Raw genomic sequence first — 17,012 nt, forward strand, 5'->3', positions numbered from 1 at the left:
GGCAATCTCATGAAAACACGCTGCCCGGAGTGCCAGACCGTCTTCCGCGTCACGCCGGAACAGCTCAAGGTGCGCGCCGGCAAGGTTCGCTGCGGCCATTGCCAGATGGTTTTCAACGCACTCGACAGCCTGCTGGAAACGCCTCTCGCGCCGGAGCCGGTGTCCACATCGGCAAGCGTTGCCCCTGTCGTTACCGACGAACCAGGTCTATCCGCCGCCCCGGCAACGGTCATCGAGACTGACGAACAAACCGAACCGCAGCAAGAGATTCCGGTCGAGCCGATTCCATTTTCTGCGGCAGACGACACGCCGTCGTCAAGCGGTTTCCGCATGGTGGAACCAACCCTTTCGCCATCGCCCGAGTTCACCGACAGCCTGATCCTGCCCCGGGACACCACCGAAATCCCGGGCTACAGCAAATGGGCAGAAGGTGCCGTCAGCACAAGTCACTTCGAACCCGAGCGCACGCGCACTCACTGGCTGTTCTCAGTAGCGGCCCTGCTGCTGGTTCTTGGCCTGGCCGGCCAGGCGGTGTTCCATTTCCGCAGCGAACTCGCCGTTGCCTTCCCGGCCGCTACGCCGCTGCTCGAAACATTCTCGGCGGCGTTCGGCAACCATCTTCCCCTCCCGCGGCACACCGATCTGGTCAGCATCGAGACGTCCGACCTGCAGACCGACGCCGCGCGCGGCAACCTGCTGGTTCTCAACGCGACACTGCGCAACCGCGCGCCATACGCGCAGGACCACCCCTCACTCGAACTCTCGCTGACCGACACGCAGGACGTGGCCATCGCCCGCCGCGTGTTCTCGCCGAAAGAGTATCTGCCACCAAAATTCGCTGCCGACAAGGCTTTTCCGGCCAACGCCGATATCCCTGTCCGCCTCTGGCTCGAGGCACGCGAGTTGAGCCCCGCCGGCTACCGGCTGTACGTTTTCTATCCCTGAATCGCCAACTTCGGCGGGAAAAGCCGGTTTCCAGGCGGTGCTATAATCGCCGCCTCTCCAACCCGCCGGTTTTCGCCATGCCCACTCTCGTCTGTGGCTCGATCGCCTACGACAACATCATGGTCTTTCACGACCGCTTCCGGAACCACATCCTGCCGGAGCAGATCCACATCCTGAACGTGGCCTTCCTGGTACCGGAAATGCGCCGCGAGTTCGGCGGCTGCGCCGGCAACATCGCCTACAACCTCAAGCTGCTGGGCGACGATCCGCTGATCATGGCCACTGTCGGTGACGATGCCGGTCCCTATCTGAACCGGCTCGATGGGCTCGGGCTGTCACGCGCCCACGTGCGCCAGCTCGACGGCTGCTTCACCGCGCAGGCCTTCATCACCACCGACCTCGACGACAACCAGATCACCGCGTTCCATCCGGGCGCGATGAGCCTGTCGCACCAGAACCAGGTTGCCGATGCGCGCAACGTGACGCTGGCCATCGTTGCCCCGGACGGACGCGACGGCATGTTGCGCCATGCGGCCGATCTGGCGGCTGCCGAGATCCCGTTCATCTTCGACCCCGGCCAGGGCATGCCGATGTTCTCCGGCGAGGAACTGCTGCACTTCCTCGACCAGGCCGACTACGCCTGTTTCAACGACTACGAGGCCAAGCTGCTCTGCGACCGCACCGGACTGCCGCTCGAACAACTCGCCGGACGGCTGGAGGCATTGATCGTCACGCGCGGCAGCGAGGGGTCGTACATCTACGCCAAGGGACAGCGCATCGACATTCTCTGCGTCACGGCCAAGGAAGTCGTTGACCCGACCGGCTGCGGCGACGCCTACCGCGCCGGCCTGCTCTACGGCATCGCCAAGGGGTGGGGATGGGAGAAAACCGGGCAACTCGCCGCCGTCATGGGTGCGCTCAAGGCCAGCTGCCGCGGCGGGCAGAACCACCAGCCGAGCCGCAACGACATCGCCGCCTGCTTCGCCAACGCCTTCGGCAAGATGCCCTGGTAAGCGGCCGGGAGTTCCCCGCCGCCAGATCAGGATGAGCGCCCCGTCGCCGACACCGTACCTGCTGCGCTTACTGCGCTGCGTGCGGCTGGCGTTGCACCTGCTCTGGCTGGGATTCGGTGCCGCCGTCATCTACCCGCGTGTTCCGCCGGAACGGCAACTGGCGCTGCGCCAGCGCTGGTCGCACCAGATCCTGGCCATCCTCGGCATCCGCCTCGACGCCGAGGCGACCGACGCCGCGCCCGGCTGCCTGATCGTCGCCAATCACATCTCCTGGCTGGACATCTTCGCCATCAACGCACTGCGCCCGTCGGCCTTCATTTCCAAGGAGGAAGTTCGTCACTGGCCGTTCATCGGCTGGCTGGCGGCGCGCAACGACACGGTTTTCCTCAACCGCGGCAGCCGCCGGCATGCGCGCGCGATCAACGAGGAGATCGATGCCCGGCTGAACACCGGCCGCGACGTCGCGATTTTCCCGGAAGGGCGTACCACGGACGGGCGGCACATGCTGGAATTTCACGCGGCGTTGCTGCAGCCGGCGATCGAGACCGGGCGGCCTTTGTTGCCCATCGCCATCGCCTACCTCGACGCCAACGGGGCACCGACCTCCGCACCGTCGTTCGCCACCACATCGCTGCCTCAGTGTTTTTCCGCGATCCTGGCCTGCCGTACCCTGACCGCACGGCTGACTCCGCTGCCGATCATCGCCACCGCCGATCGTTCGCGGCGCGAGGTGTCGTGCCAGGCCCACGCGGCCATCGCTACCAGGCTCGGGTTTCCTCCGGCGCGCAAGGCACCTGAAACACCACCCGATCTTCCAGCCTGACTGCCGTCAGCGGTCCGCCCCACAGGCAGCCGGAATCGAGGGCCAGCAGATTCGGTGTTATCTTCAAACCCAACGCTGACCAGTGGCCGGTCACCAGCGTCGTCTCCGCGCTGCGCCGTCCGGGCACGTCGAACCATGGCACGCAACCGGGCGGAGCCTTCTCGACCTCGCCCTTGACGTGCATGTCCATGACGCCGTCGGGCGTACAGAAACGCATCCGCGTCATCGCATTGACAATGACCCGCAGACGCGGCCAGCCGGCGAGATCGTCACGCCAGGCCACCGGCTCGTTGCCCCACAGGTTCGCCAGGAAATCGTGCCAGTCGCGACCGGTCAGCGCCGACTCGACTTCACGCGCCAACTGCCGTGCCTGGACCACCGACCATTGCGGCAGCAGGCCGGCATGCACCAGACAGAAGCCGTTCTCGACATGACACAGGGGCTGTTGGCGCAGCCAGGCGAGCAGTTCATCGCGGTCCGCGGCGTCGAGGACATCGTCGAAGGTATCGCCCTTGCTGCGCTTGCCGAATCCCTCGGCCGCCATTACCAGCGACAGGTCGTGGTTGCCGAGCACCGTCACCGCGGCTTCGCCAAGATCGCGGACGAAGCGCAGCGTCTCCAGCGAGCGCGGGCCACGATTGACCAGATCACCAACCAGCCAGAGGCGGTCACGCGCCGGATCGAAGTTGCAGCGATCGAGCAGACGCGAGAAAGCGTCGAAGCAGCCCTGGATATCGCCGATCGCGTAGGTCGCCATGCTATTGCTCCTGCCCGTGACCGCTCACATGACAGCTTAGTTGTGGAGAGTATTCAGGCACGAAGCTGTGCAGGCGCAGCTTCAGATCACTGTTGGTTGCCGGTACGGGTTCGCGCAGCCAGTCGTCGAGACCGCGCATCCAGTGGGCATCCGGGGCGGCTTCGGCTAGCGCGACGCGCAGCTTGGAATGCGGTGTCGGCAAGGTCTGTTCGCTGTCGGTGAGCAATTCCTCGTAGAGTTTCTCGCCCGGGCGCAGGCCGGTGTATTCGATGCGGATCTCGTTCTCCGAAAAGCCGGACAGCCGGATCATGTCGCGCGCCAGATCGGCGATGCGCACCGGCTCGCCCATTTCCAGAACGAAGATCTCGCCGCCCTGCCCCATCAATCCAGCCTGCAGAACCAGTTGCGCGGCCTCGGGAATGAGCATGAAGTAGCGGATGATCTCGGGGTGGGTGACCGTCACCGGGCCGCCGCGCGCGATCTGCTCGCGGAAGGTCGGAATCACCGAGCCGTTGCTGCCAAGCACGTTGCCGAAACGCACGGTGACGAAACGCGTGCCGTCTTCCTTCTGCAAGCCGGCCAGCACCCGCTCGGCGAGACGCTTGGTGGCACCCATCACGTTGGTCGGATTCACCGCCTTGTCGGTCGACACCAGGACGAACTTCTCCGCCCCGTGGCGCTGCGCCGCTTCTGCCACACGCTTCGACCCGACCACGTTGTTGCGCACCGCCTGCCAGGCATTCTCGCCCTCCATCAGGGGCACGTGCTTGTAGGCCGCCGCATGGAACACGACGGCGGGGCGATAGCTGGCGAAGAGGCGGTCGATCCAGGCGACATCCTTGACGTCGCCGACGACGAACGTACAGTGCGCCTCGGGATGCAGGCGCAGGAACTCCTGCTCCATCTGGTAGAGGGCGAACTCGGAGATATCGAGCAGGATCAGCAGCCCCGGGTTGAATTGCAGGAGCTGGCGCGCCAGTTCCGAACCGATCGACCCGCCGGCGCCGGTCACCAGCACGACCCTTCCCTCCAGCCAGGAATGCAGGCCGGCGTTGTCGAGTTCCACCGGTTCGCGCCCGAGCAGATCCTCGAGTTGCACCTGCCGTACCGCGGAGACGGCGACCCGGCCGGTCAGCATGTCGTCCAGACTCGGCACGGTCATCACCGCCAGCCCGGCCTGCACGGCCAGTTCCATGGCATGGCGCCGCTTCCGCGACGAGGCTTCCGGCATGGCCACGATCGCCCGCTTCACCGCGAGCTTCTCGGCCCATGCGGCGAGATCCGCGTTCGGCCCGAGGATCTTCACCCCCTGCAGTTCATGGCCGATGCGCCGGACATCCTCGCTGAGCAGGCCGACGACGCACCAGTCAGGCGAGTGCGCCAGTTCTCGCAGCAGACGATCGGCGGCGTCGCCCGAGCCGATCACCAGAACCGGCTCGCCCTCCAGAACCACACGCCCGTACAGCGCGCGATCACGCCACGCCCGGTAGGCAAAGCGACTCCCGCCCATGACCAGCACCAACAGGATCGGATGCAGCACCAGGACGGAACGCGGAATCCCCGGCTGACGGAGCATGAACAGCAGCGCCGCGGCGACGACCGATGCAGTGGCGACAGCGAGAATGATCCGGCGCAGATCCATCACGCTGGCATAGCGCCAGATTCCGCGATACAGGCCAAAAATCCAGCACGCGGGCACGTAGACGACGAAGACCGGAAGCAAGGCCTGCAACGCGCCTTCCCAATACACCCCCGGTATATCCAGGTTGAAACGCAGCCAGTAGGCGGCAAACCAGCAGACGACCACGGCCACCAGGTCGTGCGCCACGGCCAGCGAGCGCTTGGCCACAAAATGAGGGGTCATCGGAATCCTGCTTTTCGGAAGTGTTGCGTCATGCCGCGCATTTTACGTTAGTCACCGGGCATTTCGCCGCTGGCATGTCAATGCGAGACGCCGTCGCGCCGTAACACTTTCAACGCCGTCCGGGCAATGATCAGGCAATCAAAAACCAGCGAGCGACGCCGCAGGTATTCGACATCGAGCGCGACCTTCTGCGGGATCGGCAACTCGTCGCGGCCGTTGATCTGAGCCCAGCCGGTCAGGCCGGGCACCAGTTCGTGCACGCCGTGGCGCGTGCGCAATTCGATCAGATCATCCTGGTTGAACAGCGCCGGACGCGGGCCGACGAAGCTCATGTCGCCCTTGAGAATGCTCCACAACTGCGGCAGTTCGTCAAGGCTGGTCCGACGCAGGAACGAGCCGACCGGCGTCAGGTGGCTGGCGGGATCGCCGAGCAGGTGTGTCGCCACTGCCGGCGTGCCGATGCGCATGCTGCGGAACTTCGGCATCCGGAAGATGCGGTTATGCCGCCCGACCCGGTCCGACCAGTAGAGCGCCGGCCCCGGCGAGGTCAGGCGCACCAGCAGGAACACCAGCACGATCGGGACCAACAGCACCGACGTGGCAACGAGCGCCAGCAGCAGGTCCATCAGCCGTTTCAGGAAATCAGACATTCATCGCTCCACGGTCGCCCTCAAGCCATCCGCCACCGAACAGGGGGGCTCCCAGCCCAGTTCACGCCTTATTTTCTTGTCATCGACGCGCAGCGAACCGAGCAGACGCTCCATCTGCGCGCCACGACCGAGCAGCCGGGCGCCAGCGCGCAACAGCACCGGCGGGCAGGGCCACAGCCGCGCCGGAAACCCCATGGCATCGCCGAGCCGGCGCAACAGACCTGGCGTGGACAAATCCTCTCCGTCGCTGACCAGATAGGTCTGCCCCGCAACAGCGGAATGCGTCGCACAACACAACAACGCATCGACGAGATTGCCGAGATAGACGAGGCTGCGCCGGTTATCCACCGACGCCAGCGGCAACGGCACCCCACGCCGGAGCACCCCGAGCATCGATGCGAAATTGCCTTTCACGCCCGGGCCATAAACCAGCGGCGGACGGACCACCACGACCTCGAGGCCCGTTTCCGCGGCGATCCGGTGCAAGGCCTGTTCGGCCTCCCATTTCGATACGCCATAGGCATCGATCGGCGCCGGCGCATCGGACTCGGAATAGCACCGATCCCCTTCGGTCGCCTCGCCATTGACCTTGATCGAGCTGACGAACAACAGACGTCGAACCCCGTGCTCGGCCGCCTGGCGTGCCAGATGAGCCGTCGCCGCCACATTCACTTTCCGGAATTCCGCCAGCGGATCCTGCGCATTTTCGCGCATGACATGTACCCGCGCCGCCAGGTGGATCACCGTCGTTATGCCACGCAGGGCTTCCGCCCAATCGGTTGCCTCCGATATCTCGTCAATCCGCGTAATCGCACAGCCCCGGGGAACCCGCACCGAACCGCCCTCGCGTGCAGTGGCGCGCACGGACAGGCCACGGCGGAGCATTTCAACACAGAGCGCACGACCGACGAAGCCCGACGCACCGGTGACCAGGATAGCGCCTGCAGATGGAAGCGGATCGGTCGGAGTAGGCGAAGAATTGGCCATGCGCGCAAGGAGTGACTGACAGGATGTCCGGAAAAATCGCCAGCGTATAATGCGCGCTTTCCCGAGGGCGCTTATTTTACCTGCCGATGCGCATCCTGTTGGTCAAAACCTCGTCGCTGGGCGATGTCATCCATAACCTGCCGGTGGCCAGCGACCTGCGCCGGCAATTCCCCGACGCGGTCATCGACTGGTGCGTCGAAGAGTCCTTTGCCGAGATTCCGCGCTTGCACCCGGCGATCGCCGAGGTCATTCCCGTGGCCATCCGGCGCTGGCGGAAAAAGCTCTTCTCCCGGCAAACCTGGCGCGAAATCGGCGCGTCCCGCAAAAGGCTCGCCGCAACGCATTACGATGCGGTTCTCGACACGCAGGGGTTGATCAAGAGCGGCCTCGTCACCTTCTGCGCCCGTGGTCGCTGCTACGGCTACGCGGCCGAGGTGGCGCGCGAACCGCTGGCGTCCTGGTTCTACGACAAGACCTTCGTCATCCCGCCGAACGCGCACGCGGTCGAGCGCAACCGCTGGCTGAGTGCCGCCGCCTTCGACTACCCGGTCGGCCTGCCGCTCGACTACGGCATCGTCGCCCCTGAATTGACCTTCCCCTGGCTCACCGCACCGCGTCACGCCGCTTTGCTCACGGCAACCAGCCGGGACGACAAGCTGTGGGAAGAAGAGCGCTGGATCGCCGTGGCCCGGCAGTTAATCGAGCGTGGCCTGACGCCGATCCTTCCGTTCGGCAGTCCGGTCGAACGACAGCGCGCCGAGCGTATCGCCGCCAGCGCGCCCGGCGCCATCGTCCCGCCCTCGCTCAGCTTGCGCGAACTCGCCGCCGTGATCGGCCACGCGGAACTGGCCATCGGTGTTGATACCGGCCTCGTGCATCTCGCGGCGGCCCTCGGCGTACCGACGATCGCCCTCTACACGGCCACCGACCCCGCGCTGACCGGTGTCCTCGGCACCCGCAATTTCCGCAACCTCGGCGCCCCCGGCCAATCACCCGCCGGCGCCGATGTCATGACTGCCGTGAATCAGGAACTGCGACAATGATCCGCTTCGTCTATTCCCTGCTGTTCTACCTCGCCCAACCGCTCGTCTGGCTGCGCCTCGCCTGGCGGGCGCGCAAGCAACCGGAATACCTGCAGAACATCGGCGAGCGCTACGGCTTCCATGCGACCCAGCCGAGCACGCCGCTGCTCTGGCTACACGCCGTTTCGGTCGGCGAAACGCGGGCCGCCGAACCACTGATCAAGGCGCTGCTCGCCGATTACCCCGACCATTCGCTGCTGCTCACGCACATGACGCCGACCGGACGCGCCGTCGGGGCGGAACTCATCGGCAAGTACGGACCGCGCCTGATCCAGGCCTACCTGCCATACGACCTGCCGGACGCCTGCGCACGCTTCCTCGCGCATTTCCGCCCGCGCATCGGACTGCTGATGGAAACCGAGATCTGGCCGAACCTGATCGCGTCGGCGCGTTCGCGCGACATCCCCATGCTGCTGGTCAATGCCCGCCTGTCCGCGAAGTCGCAACGCGGCTACCAGCGTTTCCTGCCGCTCATCCGGCCCGCGCTCAAGGCGCTTTCGGCGGTCGCGGCGCAAACGGTCGCCGATGGCGAGCGGCTGCAGACGATCGGCGCCAGCGAGGTGCGCATCAGCGGCAACCTGAAATTCGACGTCACGCCGGCACCGGAAAAGCTGGCCTTGGGTGGCGAGTGGCGGCAAGGCTTCGACGGCCGCCCGGTCTGGCTCGCCGCCAGCACGCGCGAAGGCGAAGAGCCCTACATCCTCGACGCCTTCGCCCGCCTTAACCAACCCGGTCTGCTTCTCCTGCTGGTGCCCCGCCATCCGCAACGATTCAACGAAGTCGCGGCGATGATCGAAGAGCGCAAGCTCGCGTACTGCCGGCGCAGCGAAGGAAAGTTTCCCACTCCCGAAACACGCGTCTGGCTCGGCGACAGCATGGGCGAAATGCCGGCCTACTTCGCCGCGGCGGACATCGCCCTGATCGGCGGCACCTTGCTGCCGTTCGGCGGGCAGAACCTGATCGAAGCCGCCGCCTGCGGCTGCCCGGTCATCGTCGGGCCGCATACCTACAATTTCGCCCAGGCAACCGAAGACGCCCTGGCCTGCGGCGCGGCACTTCGTGTCGAAGATGTTGACGACGCGGCAGCCACCGTACAGCGGTTATTGGGAAATTCGGGAGAGCTGGCGGCAATGCGCGCGGCCGCCACGGAATTCAGCCAGGCCCACCGTGGCGCGACGGCGAGAACCATGGCGCTGGTCAAGGAATTTACGGCACCTCGAAAAGCGGTTTGATCTGTTCCAGATCGGCCTCGCTCAGCGCACCGACCGAGGCCTTCAACTTGAGTTGTGCGAGCAGCGTGTCGAAACGCGCCTTGGCCAGATCACGCGTCGTGACATAAACCTGCTGCTCGGCGTTGAGCACGTCGATGCTGATGCGCACGCCGACCTCGTAGCCGAGCTTGTTCGAGTCCAGCGCGCTTTTGCTCGAAACCAGCGCCGCGTTGAGCGCCCTTACCTGGGCCAGCCCGTTCACCACTCCGAGATAGGCCTGTTTTGCCGCGAGCGACGACGCGCGCCGGGCATTCTCCAGGGACGCCGCGGCCGCATTGCGATTGGCCGCCGCTTCCCGCGTCCGCGAGTTGACCGCCCCGCCCTGATAGAGGGGAATGGTCAATTGCAGGCCGATATTGCGTACGTCCGTTTCCAGCCGGTTGCTGCTGGCGGGTGTCGTCGTGTTGGTGCCATAGTTGGCCACCGCGTCGAGCGTCGGATAGTGCCCCGCGCGCTGACGCTCCACTTCGCGACTGGCCACTTCCACGGCGGCCTGCTGAGCCTGGACGGAGAAACTGTCATTCTCGGCCGCCTCGACCCACTTTTCCATGCTCGCCGGCTGCGGCGGCTGCAATGTCGCCTCGGCTCGCAGCCGGCTGAGCGAGCCGACGTCCTTGCCGACGATCACGCGCAACGCATACTGCTTGACCTGAAGATCGTTCTCCCCGGCCAGCTCCTGCGCGCTGGCAAGGTCATAGCGCGACTGCGCCTCATGGGTGTCGGTGATCGTCGCCGTGCCGACCTCGAAATTCTTCTTCGCCTGTTCCAGTTGCAAGGCGATCGAGCGCTTGGCGGCGCGCACCGCCTTCAGGTTTTCTTCAGCGTAAAGAACATCGAAATACGCCTGGGCGACGCGCAGGATCAGATCCTGCGACGCTTGCGCGAAGTTCGCCTCGGCCTGCGCGACCTGCCAGTGCGACTGGTCGTACTGCACGATGTTCTGCCAGCGGAACAAGGGCTGGGTCAGATTGAGGTTCCAGCCGTTGGAGTTGAAATCGCGCGACCACCCCGAAAGATTCTTCGGGTCGTATTCGTTCGCGTTCCACACGCTGTTCGCCGAGGCACCGATCGTCGGCAGCAATCCAGCCAGGCCTTGCGGCAGCTTCTCCCGCCCCGCCTCGACCGTTGCACGGGCGGCGGCGTACTGCGCATCATTGACCAGCGCCTCGCGATAGACCTGCAACAGATCAGCGGCGGCCACCGAGCCGCCAGACAACAAACCCAACAGCCCCCCGGCAATGATGCTGCGGCGCACGCCCAGACGTCGCGGGAGCATGGAGAAACTCTCCGTCAGCCTAGAAAACGAACTTTTCCGGACGCGGCGCGTTGACCAGCGGCGCCACGACAGTCTCGAACAGATTGACCGTGCTGAAGGCGTTCTCGTCGGTACGCTTGACCAGTTGCGCTTCCATCGTCGGACCTTCGCCGACGATTGCCACCAGTCGCCCCCCCACCTTCAACTGGCGCAACAACGACTCGGGCAACACCGGCACCGAGGCGGAGACAACGATGACGTCATACGGCGCATAGAGACCCCAGCCACACGCCGCATCACCCAGATCGACGCTGACATTGGCCACGTCGGCTTTCTGGAGGTTCGCGCGCGCGAGGTCGACCAGTTCCGGATCGATCTCGACGGAATAAACGAACTCGGCCTTGGCGGCCAGCAGCGCGGCCATGTAGCCGCTGCCCGTGCCGATCTCCAGTACCTTGTCGGAATTCTTCACGGCCAGTTCCTGCAGCAAGCGGGCTTCGACCCGCGGCGCCAACATGGTTTGCCCGGACAGGGCATTGGCCTTCAGGGGGATCTCCACATCGGCAAACGCCAGATCACGATGCTCGGCCGGCACGAAATCCTCGCGCTTCACCACCGACAACAACGCCAGAACACCCGGATCAAGCACCTCCCAGGTCCGGATCTGCTGCTGGATCATGTTGAAACGCGCTTTTTCGGTATTCATCGCCACGGCTGCCATTACATTCCCCGCTGGAAAGATTCGTCAGAACGAATCGCTAGTCATTGAAAACAATTGAAGATTATACCTTGCGCAGAATGCGTGGCGCGCATTGCTTCGACACCGCGGCCGCGCAGAAAAAACGCTGCCCGCAGGCAGCGTTTTTTCTGGAAGCGCCGTCAGACGCCGAAGCCGGTCTATACGGCCGTCGCGGCGATCCGCCTGCGCTGCAGGAAGACGATCACCCCGAGCAGAGCCAGGGTCGGCACGTAAAACCACTCCTTTGCCGGGTTGCCGGTTTCCTTTTCCAGCGCGGTGATCTTGTACCCCTGTTCGACACCGGCCTTTTCCGCCTTGCTGCCGAATTTCACCTGCATGATGTCGAACTGGTCGCCCGACGGGATGAGCCGCAAGCCGAAGCGTTCGAGCCGCTGACGCGCCGCGCCGGTGTCACCGAGTTCCAGCAGCACGCCGCGCTTGACGTCCCGACCGTTCATGTCGACGCCCTCCAGCCACACGCGCAGATAGCCATTCTTCGGCGCCTGCTCGACCACCTGCATCATCTGCGCGGCCGGAACCTTCTCGTACGGCGGGAAATAGTCGTCCATGAAGAAGCCCGGGCGGAACAACGCGAAGGCGATGAACAACAGCCCGACGGTTTCGTACCAGCGGCTACGCGTCAGGAAATAGTGCTGCGACGCCGCGACGAAGATGAGGTTGGCCACGATCGCCGAGACGATGGTGATCAGCAGGTGGAACACGGAATCGATGCCGATCAGCAACAGCTGGGTGTTGTAGATGAACATGAACGGCAGGATCGCCGTGCGGATGCTGTACCAGAACGCTGTGAAGCCCGTCTTCATCGGATCGGCTTTCGCGATTCCGGCCCCGGCGTAGGCCGCCAGACCTACCGGCGGCGTCACGTCGGCCATGATGCCGAAATAGAAGACGAACAGATGCACGGCGATCAGCGGCACGATCAGGCCCGCCTGCGATCCGAGTTCGACGACCACAGGCGCCATCAGCGTGGACACGATGATGTAGTTGGCCGTCGTCGGCATGCCCATCCCGAGGATCAGCGACGCAACGGCGACCAGCATCAGCATCGCCAGCAGGTTGCCGCCGGAAATCGCCTCGACCAGTTCGGTCAGCACCAGGCCGATGCCGGTCAGCGTCACCGTGCCGACAATGATGCCGGCGGTCGCGGTGGCGATACCGACGCCGATCATGTTGCGCGCGCCGGTTTCCAGCCCGGAGTGCAGATCGCAGAGCCCCTCGCGGAGTGCACCGCCCACGTCACCCTTGCCACGGAACAACGCGCTGAGCGGACGTTGTGTCACGAGGATGACCATCAGGAACATGATCGCCCAGAACGCCGACAAGGCCGGGGAAAGCTCCTCGACCATCAGGTTCCAGATCAGCGCGACGACCGGCAGCAGGAAATGCAGGCCGCTCTTGATCGTCGGCCCGGGATCAGGCAGCGAATCGATCGGCGCATTCGGGTCATCCATGTGAAGTTCGGGATAGCCCGCTTCGTACTTGAGCAAGCCGACATAGGCCACCATCATCAGCGCGCTGATGATGTACATCGAAGCGCCACCAGCCACGGTCTTGATCCAGCCGAGCCCGAAATAGACGGCGTTGGCCAGCAAAATGATGCCACCGGTAACCAGGACAAAATTGATCAAACGTTGCTTGAGTGGCGGCACGTGGGTACGCGGAATGCCATGGATGTTGGCCTTGCACGCTTCCAGATGCACGATGTAGAACAACGCGATGTACGAAATGATCGCCGGCAGGGCCGCATGCTTGATGATCTGCACGTACGGAAGACCGACGTACTCGACCATCAGGAACGCTGCGGCGCCCATCACCGGCGGCATGATCTGGCCGTTGACCGAGGCGGCCGTCTCGAAGGAGGCCGCCTTGTGCGCCGCATAGCCGACGCGCTTCATCAGGGGAATGGTGAAGGTGCCGGTCGTCACCACGTTGGCGATGGAACTTCCTGAAATAACGCCGGTTAAAGCTGACGAGATCACCGCCGCCTTGGCCGGGCCGCCGCGCAGGTGCCCGAGCAGGGACAGCGCCGACTTGATGAAGTAGTTCCCCGCACCCGCCTTGTCGAGCAAGGCGCCGAACAGCACGAACAGGAAAATGAAGCCCGACGAGACCCCCAGCGCCACACCGAAGACCCCTTCCGTGGACAACCACAGGTGCGACATCCCCTTGGCGAACGAGGCCCCCTTGTGGGCGATCAGATCCGGCATGTGCTGGCCGAGGAAGATGTAGCTGATGAAGACCACGACCAGGATCGCCATCGGCGAGCCGACTGCACGGCGGGTCACCTCCACCAGCATGAGCAGGCCGACGGCAGCCACTGCCAGATCGAGCCCGATCGGCTGTCCGGGACGCGCCGACAGGTCCTTGTAGAAAATGAACAAATAGGCCGCGCAAAACGCCGCGACGATCGCCAGGATCCAGTCCTGGACCGGAATGTATTTCCGCGGCGAACTCTTCAGCGGCGGGAACAGCAGGTAACCGAGGAACATCGCGAAAGCCAGGTGAATGGCGCGCGATTCGGTATCGTTGAGAACGAAGATTCCGAGCGAGAATGGGAGCGGCGAAGCGATCCAGAGCTGGAACAGCGACCACGCCAGTGCCGCGTACATCACGACCTTGGCGGCCAGTCCGCTGGGTTTGCGGCCGCCGGTATCGGCCTCTTCGACGAGCCGCTGGATCTGCTCATCGGTCATTCCCGGATGGTTGGGGGTGGGTTGATTCACACAAAGCTCCCTGGGGATAAATGCCTCAAAACGCAAGACGGCTCCCGCAGGGGAGCCGTCCGATCTTCAGCAGGTAGTGCTCACCTGCCGGCCGGGATTACATCCAGCCTTTTTCCTTGTAGTACTTGACAGCGCCGTTATGCAGCGGCGCGGAAAGACCACTCTTGACCATGTCCTTCGGATCGAGGTTGGCGAAAGCCGGGTGCAGCTTCTTGAATTCCTCGAAGTTGTCGAACACCGCCTTGACCATCGCGTACACAACGTCGTCAGGCACCTTTGCCGAGGACACGAAGCTGGCCATCACGCCGAAGGTCTTGGCCGCATCGGGGTTGGCCGGATAGGTACCGCCCGGAATCGTCACATGAGCGAAGTAAGGAAGATCCTTGACCAGCTTGTCAACCGCGGGGCCGGAAACCGACACCAGCTTCGCACCACAGGTCGTGGTCGGGTCCTGGATGTTCGCCGCCGGGCTGCCGACAACGTAGGCGAAACCGTCGATCTTGTTGTCACACAGCGCCGCGCCGTGCTCGTCCGGCTTCAGCTCGGAGGTGAGCGAGAAATCGCTGGTCTTCATGCCCAGGGTATCCATCAGCTTCATGACCGTGTCACGCGTTCCCGAGCCCGGGTTGCCGACGTTGAAGCGCTTGCCCTTGAAGTCCTCGAACTTGGTGACGCCGGATTCCTTGCGCGCAACCACGGTCAGGGCTTCCGGATACACGGCGAAAACCGCGCGCAGGTCGGCATGTGCACCACCGTCCTTGAACTGGGCCAGGCCCTTGACCGCGTTGTACTGAACGTCCGACTGGGCCACGCCGAAATCGAGTTCGCCGGCCTTGATGGTGTTCACGTTGTATACCGAACCGCCGGTGCTTTCCACCGAGCAGCGGATGCCGTGCTTGGCGCGTTCCTTGTTCATCAGACGGCAGATGGCACCGCCCGCCGCGTAGTAGACACCGGTCACGCCGCCGGTGCCGATCGTCACGAATTTCTGCTGAGCCACCGCGGCCGGGCTGAGCAAGGTCGAACCAAGCGCCAGGGCAGCTGCGATTAGGGTAAGTTTTTTCATTCTTGATACCTCCAGAAATGTGGCTGTGACCCCGCGAAAGGGCCGGTTGAAATGAATGACCCGCTTGTTGTTGGTTTCCGGAAATGCACGTATCAACATCGGCGATTTTTCCGGGCAAAGCAAGCGGGAGATTAGCGCAAAAACCACTTCAATGCCGCTTTCTCGACGATTCGTGTGTAAAACCGCAAGAAATAGGCAAAAAGCCATACACCGTGCCTACTCTAGCAGATTGCATGCCACCAAAAAACACTTTTTGGTCAGGCCACCTAACAGCATGTTTTTTCGGGAAGAACATCGACGCCGGAAAATCGGGGCCGAACGCGATGCACCCTGGTGGTGCGAAAAACCCGGCCCGGACGCCCTTTTGGCGCACTCGGAACCCTGCGCAGCCATGCTAGAGTCCCGCCCTGATCAGTAGCCGCAGAAAGGTACAAGCACCGTGGTCACGCCAACCGTGCACGACGCCATCCAAGCCATCGAATCCTGCTCCCGTCGCGACCCCGGCGGACGCGGCCTGGCGGCGCATGCCCCGCCCGGCACGCTCTACCCGGCGGCACAGGCGCTTCTCGCGAGCGAACGCGTCGTCGTCGTCACCGGTTTCTGCATCCGCGCCGCGCTGGCCGGTGAGACCGACGGCCCGCCCGGCGCGCTGGACATTGCCGATGCATTGTTGCAACTCGGCAAGCACGTCGTGCTGGTCACCGACGAGTACAGCGAGCCACTGCTCGCCGCCGGTACTGCCGTCTCTGGAATCGACGCGCCGATCATCCGGATCGACCTGCCCCAGGACAGCGCGGACCGCACCATCGATGAACTGCTCGGCGAGTTCGCGCCAACACACGTGCTCGCCATCGAGCGGCCGGGCAATGCCGCCGACGGACACCGCTACTCGATGCGTGGCGAGATGCTCGACGACCTGATTCCCGGCGCAGACCGCTTGCTGGACCCGCCCGAACCCCGGAACTTCACGACCCTGGCCGTCGGCGACGGCGGCAACGAACTCGGACTGGGTAACTTGCGCGCGCAACTGGGCGGCCAGATCAATCACGGCGAACTCATCTTCAGCGCGACCGCGGCGGACCACGTCGTGCCGGCGGGCATCTCGAACTGGGGTGGTTACGCGCTGGCCGGGGCGCTCTCCCTGCTCTCGGGCAAACCTTTGCTCCGTTCCCCCGCACATGAACACCGCGTTGTCGAAGCGATGGTCGCTGCCGGTGCGGTCGATGGTTGCACGCGGCAGCGGACACTGTCAGTTGACGGCCTTCCCTGGGACGACTACGCCAGCACGCTCCAGGACATTTTCCGTCACGCTCGCGGCCAGCAGGCCTAAGGCACCGCCCCGGCGGTCGATTTCACCGACCGCCTCGCCCGAATCGGCAATCAGGCGCACGCGGTGCCCTTCGAGGCGCAAAGTGGACAGATGTGCGCCATCGACGGGGATGAAACGTTCAAGGGTCAGCCGACGCGCATCGAAAACCGACACGCCGTTGTAGCCGAGCACCCACAACCTGCCGCCGGCCTCATCAAGCTGCATGTCACGCACGCGCGCGTGACTTCCGCTGCGCGATTGCGCAAAGGCTACCGGCGAACCATTGCCAAGATAATAGGAACGGACCAGGCTCGTACGCTCGTCGGCGACAAAAAGAAGCCGCTGACCGGACCATTCCACGAGCGATTGCCGCGGCACCTGCGCCTCGACAGGCAGGCACCCGGCCAGCATCAGCATCGACGCCACCACCAGAAGTCCACGCAAACCGGTTCGTTGGGCCATCACGATCTCCTTCACCTTCGATTGACATAACCAGAACAATACCGG

The 17,012-nt window shown here is 64.2% G+C and carries 15 protein-coding genes; 6 read left to right on the plus strand and 9 right to left on the minus strand.

Going from position 1 to position 17,012, the window contains the following annotated elements:
- Nucleotides 1–9: 9 nt before the first annotated feature.
- The 3 genes from BO74_RS08945 (at nt 10) to BO74_RS08955 (ending at nt 2,781) form a co-directional block, all read left to right on the plus strand.
- Complete coding sequence (locus tag BO74_RS08945) at nt 10–945, plus strand: DUF3426 domain-containing protein (protein ID WP_496441669.1); 936 nt, start codon at nt 10–12, stop codon at nt 943–945.
- 77 nt (nt 946–1,022) lie between these two features.
- Entirely contained in the window at nt 1,023–1,958 is a 936-nt protein-coding gene (locus tag BO74_RS08950; protein WP_496441671.1) for a carbohydrate kinase family protein, read from the plus strand.
- A 31-nt stretch (nt 1,959–1,989) separates the two neighbouring features.
- On the plus strand, nt 1,990–2,781 hold the full coding sequence (locus tag BO74_RS08955) for a lysophospholipid acyltransferase family protein (RefSeq protein WP_496441673.1): 792 nt from the start codon (nt 1,990–1,992) through the stop codon (nt 2,779–2,781).
- Here the strand turns inward: BO74_RS08955 and BO74_RS08960 are convergent.
- The 4 genes from BO74_RS08960 to BO74_RS08975 form a co-directional block, all read right to left on the minus strand.
- Nucleotides 2,717–3,538, minus strand: a complete 822-nt coding sequence (locus tag BO74_RS08960) for a symmetrical bis(5'-nucleosyl)-tetraphosphatase (RefSeq protein WP_496441675.1) — start codon at nt 3,536–3,538, stop codon at nt 2,717–2,719. The genes BO74_RS08955 and BO74_RS08960 overlap by 65 nt on opposite strands.
- A 1-nt stretch (nt 3,539) precedes the next feature.
- Nucleotides 3,540–5,402: a polysaccharide biosynthesis protein gene (locus BO74_RS08965; protein ID WP_496441677.1), complete on the minus strand. Its 1,863-nt coding sequence runs from the start codon at nt 5,400–5,402 to the stop codon at nt 3,540–3,542.
- A 77-nt stretch (nt 5,403–5,479) separates the two neighbouring features.
- A complete protein-coding gene (locus tag BO74_RS08970) occupies nt 5,480–6,052 on the minus strand; it encodes a sugar transferase (RefSeq protein WP_496441679.1) in 573 nt (190 codons plus the stop codon).
- A complete protein-coding gene (locus tag BO74_RS08975; RefSeq protein WP_496441681.1) occupies nt 6,053–7,039 on the minus strand; it encodes a UDP-glucose 4-epimerase family protein in 987 nt (328 codons plus the stop codon).
- A gap of 86 nt (nt 7,040–7,125) precedes the next feature.
- Between BO74_RS08975 and waaC the strand changes: the two genes are divergently transcribed.
- Both waaC and waaA read left to right on the plus strand, forming a co-directional pair.
- Complete coding sequence (gene waaC / locus BO74_RS08980) at nt 7,126–8,082, plus strand: lipopolysaccharide heptosyltransferase I (RefSeq protein ID WP_496441683.1); 957 nt, start codon at nt 7,126–7,128, stop codon at nt 8,080–8,082.
- Complete coding sequence (gene waaA / locus BO74_RS08985; RefSeq protein WP_496441685.1) at nt 8,079–9,353, plus strand: lipid IV(A) 3-deoxy-D-manno-octulosonic acid transferase; 1,275 nt, start codon at nt 8,079–8,081, stop codon at nt 9,351–9,353. The genes waaC and waaA overlap by 4 nt, the downstream gene beginning before the upstream one ends.
- Here the strand turns inward: waaA and BO74_RS08990 are convergent.
- From BO74_RS08990 to BO74_RS09005, 4 genes are all read right to left on the minus strand, one after another.
- Entirely contained in the window at nt 9,328–10,668 is a 1,341-nt protein-coding gene (locus BO74_RS08990; RefSeq protein WP_496441687.1) for a TolC family outer membrane protein, read from the minus strand. The two genes, waaA and BO74_RS08990, sit on opposite strands and share 26 nt — an antisense overlap.
- 19 nt (nt 10,669–10,687) lie before the next feature.
- A complete protein-coding gene (locus tag BO74_RS08995; protein ID WP_496441689.1) occupies nt 10,688–11,353 on the minus strand; it encodes a protein-L-isoaspartate O-methyltransferase family protein in 666 nt (221 codons plus the stop codon).
- Nucleotides 11,354–11,544: 191 nt separating this feature from the next.
- The gene (locus BO74_RS09000) at nt 11,545–14,130 is read right to left on the minus strand and encodes a TRAP transporter permease (protein WP_496441691.1); all 2,586 of its coding nucleotides are present in this window, start codon (nt 14,128–14,130) and stop codon (nt 11,545–11,547) included.
- Nucleotides 14,131–14,227: 97 nt separating this feature from the next.
- Nucleotides 14,228–15,196 carry a TAXI family TRAP transporter solute-binding subunit gene (locus BO74_RS09005; RefSeq protein WP_496441693.1) on the minus strand — a complete coding sequence of 323 codons (969 nt, stop codon included), beginning with the start codon at nt 15,194–15,196 and terminating at the stop codon, nt 14,228–14,230.
- 439 nt (nt 15,197–15,635) lie between these two features.
- Between BO74_RS09005 and BO74_RS09010 the strand changes: the two genes are divergently transcribed.
- Complete coding sequence (locus BO74_RS09010) at nt 15,636–16,526, plus strand: DUF4392 domain-containing protein (protein ID WP_496441695.1); 891 nt, start codon at nt 15,636–15,638, stop codon at nt 16,524–16,526.
- Here BO74_RS09010 and BO74_RS09015 read toward each other — a convergent pair.
- On the minus strand, nt 16,446–16,967 hold the full coding sequence (locus BO74_RS09015) for a hypothetical protein (RefSeq protein WP_496441697.1): 522 nt from the start codon (nt 16,965–16,967) through the stop codon (nt 16,446–16,448). The two genes, BO74_RS09010 and BO74_RS09015, sit on opposite strands and share 81 nt — an antisense overlap.
- Nucleotides 16,968–17,012 lie beyond the last annotated feature (45 nt).

It is taken from the genome of Propionivibrio pelophilus DSM 12018 (genome assembly GCF_059569095.1).

Bases quoted from the DNA above. Each gene is read 5' to 3' on its own strand.
- BO74_RS08965 (WP_496441677.1), bottom strand. From the start codon at position 5,402: ATGACCCCTCATTTTGTGGCCAAGCGCTCGCTGGCCGTGGCGCACGAC.
- BO74_RS08990 (WP_496441687.1), bottom strand. From the start codon at position 10,668: ATGCTCCCGCGACGTCTGGGCGTGCGCCGCAGCATCATTGCCGGGGGG.
- BO74_RS08955 (WP_496441673.1), top strand. From the start codon at position 1,990: ATGAGCGCCCCGTCGCCGACACCGTACCTGCTGCGCTTACTGCGCTGC.
- BO74_RS08995 (WP_496441689.1), bottom strand. From the start codon at position 11,353: ATGAATACCGAAAAAGCGCGTTTCAACATGATCCAGCAGCAGATCCGG.
- BO74_RS08970 (WP_496441679.1), bottom strand. From the start codon at position 6,052: ATGTCTGATTTCCTGAAACGGCTGATGGACCTGCTGCTGGCGCTCGTT.
- BO74_RS08975 (WP_496441681.1), bottom strand. From the start codon at position 7,039: ATGGCCAATTCTTCGCCTACTCCGACCGATCCGCTTCCATCTGCAGGC.
- waaA (WP_496441685.1), top strand. From the start codon at position 8,079: ATGATCCGCTTCGTCTATTCCCTGCTGTTCTACCTCGCCCAACCGCTC.
- BO74_RS08945 (WP_496441669.1), top strand. From the start codon at position 10: ATGAAAACACGCTGCCCGGAGTGCCAGACCGTCTTCCGCGTCACGCCG.
- BO74_RS09005 (WP_496441693.1), bottom strand. From the start codon at position 15,196: ATGAAAAAACTTACCCTAATCGCAGCTGCCCTGGCGCTTGGTTCGACC.
- BO74_RS08950 (WP_496441671.1), top strand. From the start codon at position 1,023: ATGCCCACTCTCGTCTGTGGCTCGATCGCCTACGACAACATCATGGTC.
- BO74_RS09015 (WP_496441697.1), bottom strand. From the start codon at position 16,967: ATGGCCCAACGAACCGGTTTGCGTGGACTTCTGGTGGTGGCGTCGATG.
- BO74_RS08960 (WP_496441675.1), bottom strand. From the start codon at position 3,538: ATGGCGACCTACGCGATCGGCGATATCCAGGGCTGCTTCGACGCTTTC.
- waaC (WP_496441683.1), top strand. From the start codon at position 7,126: ATGCGCATCCTGTTGGTCAAAACCTCGTCGCTGGGCGATGTCATCCAT.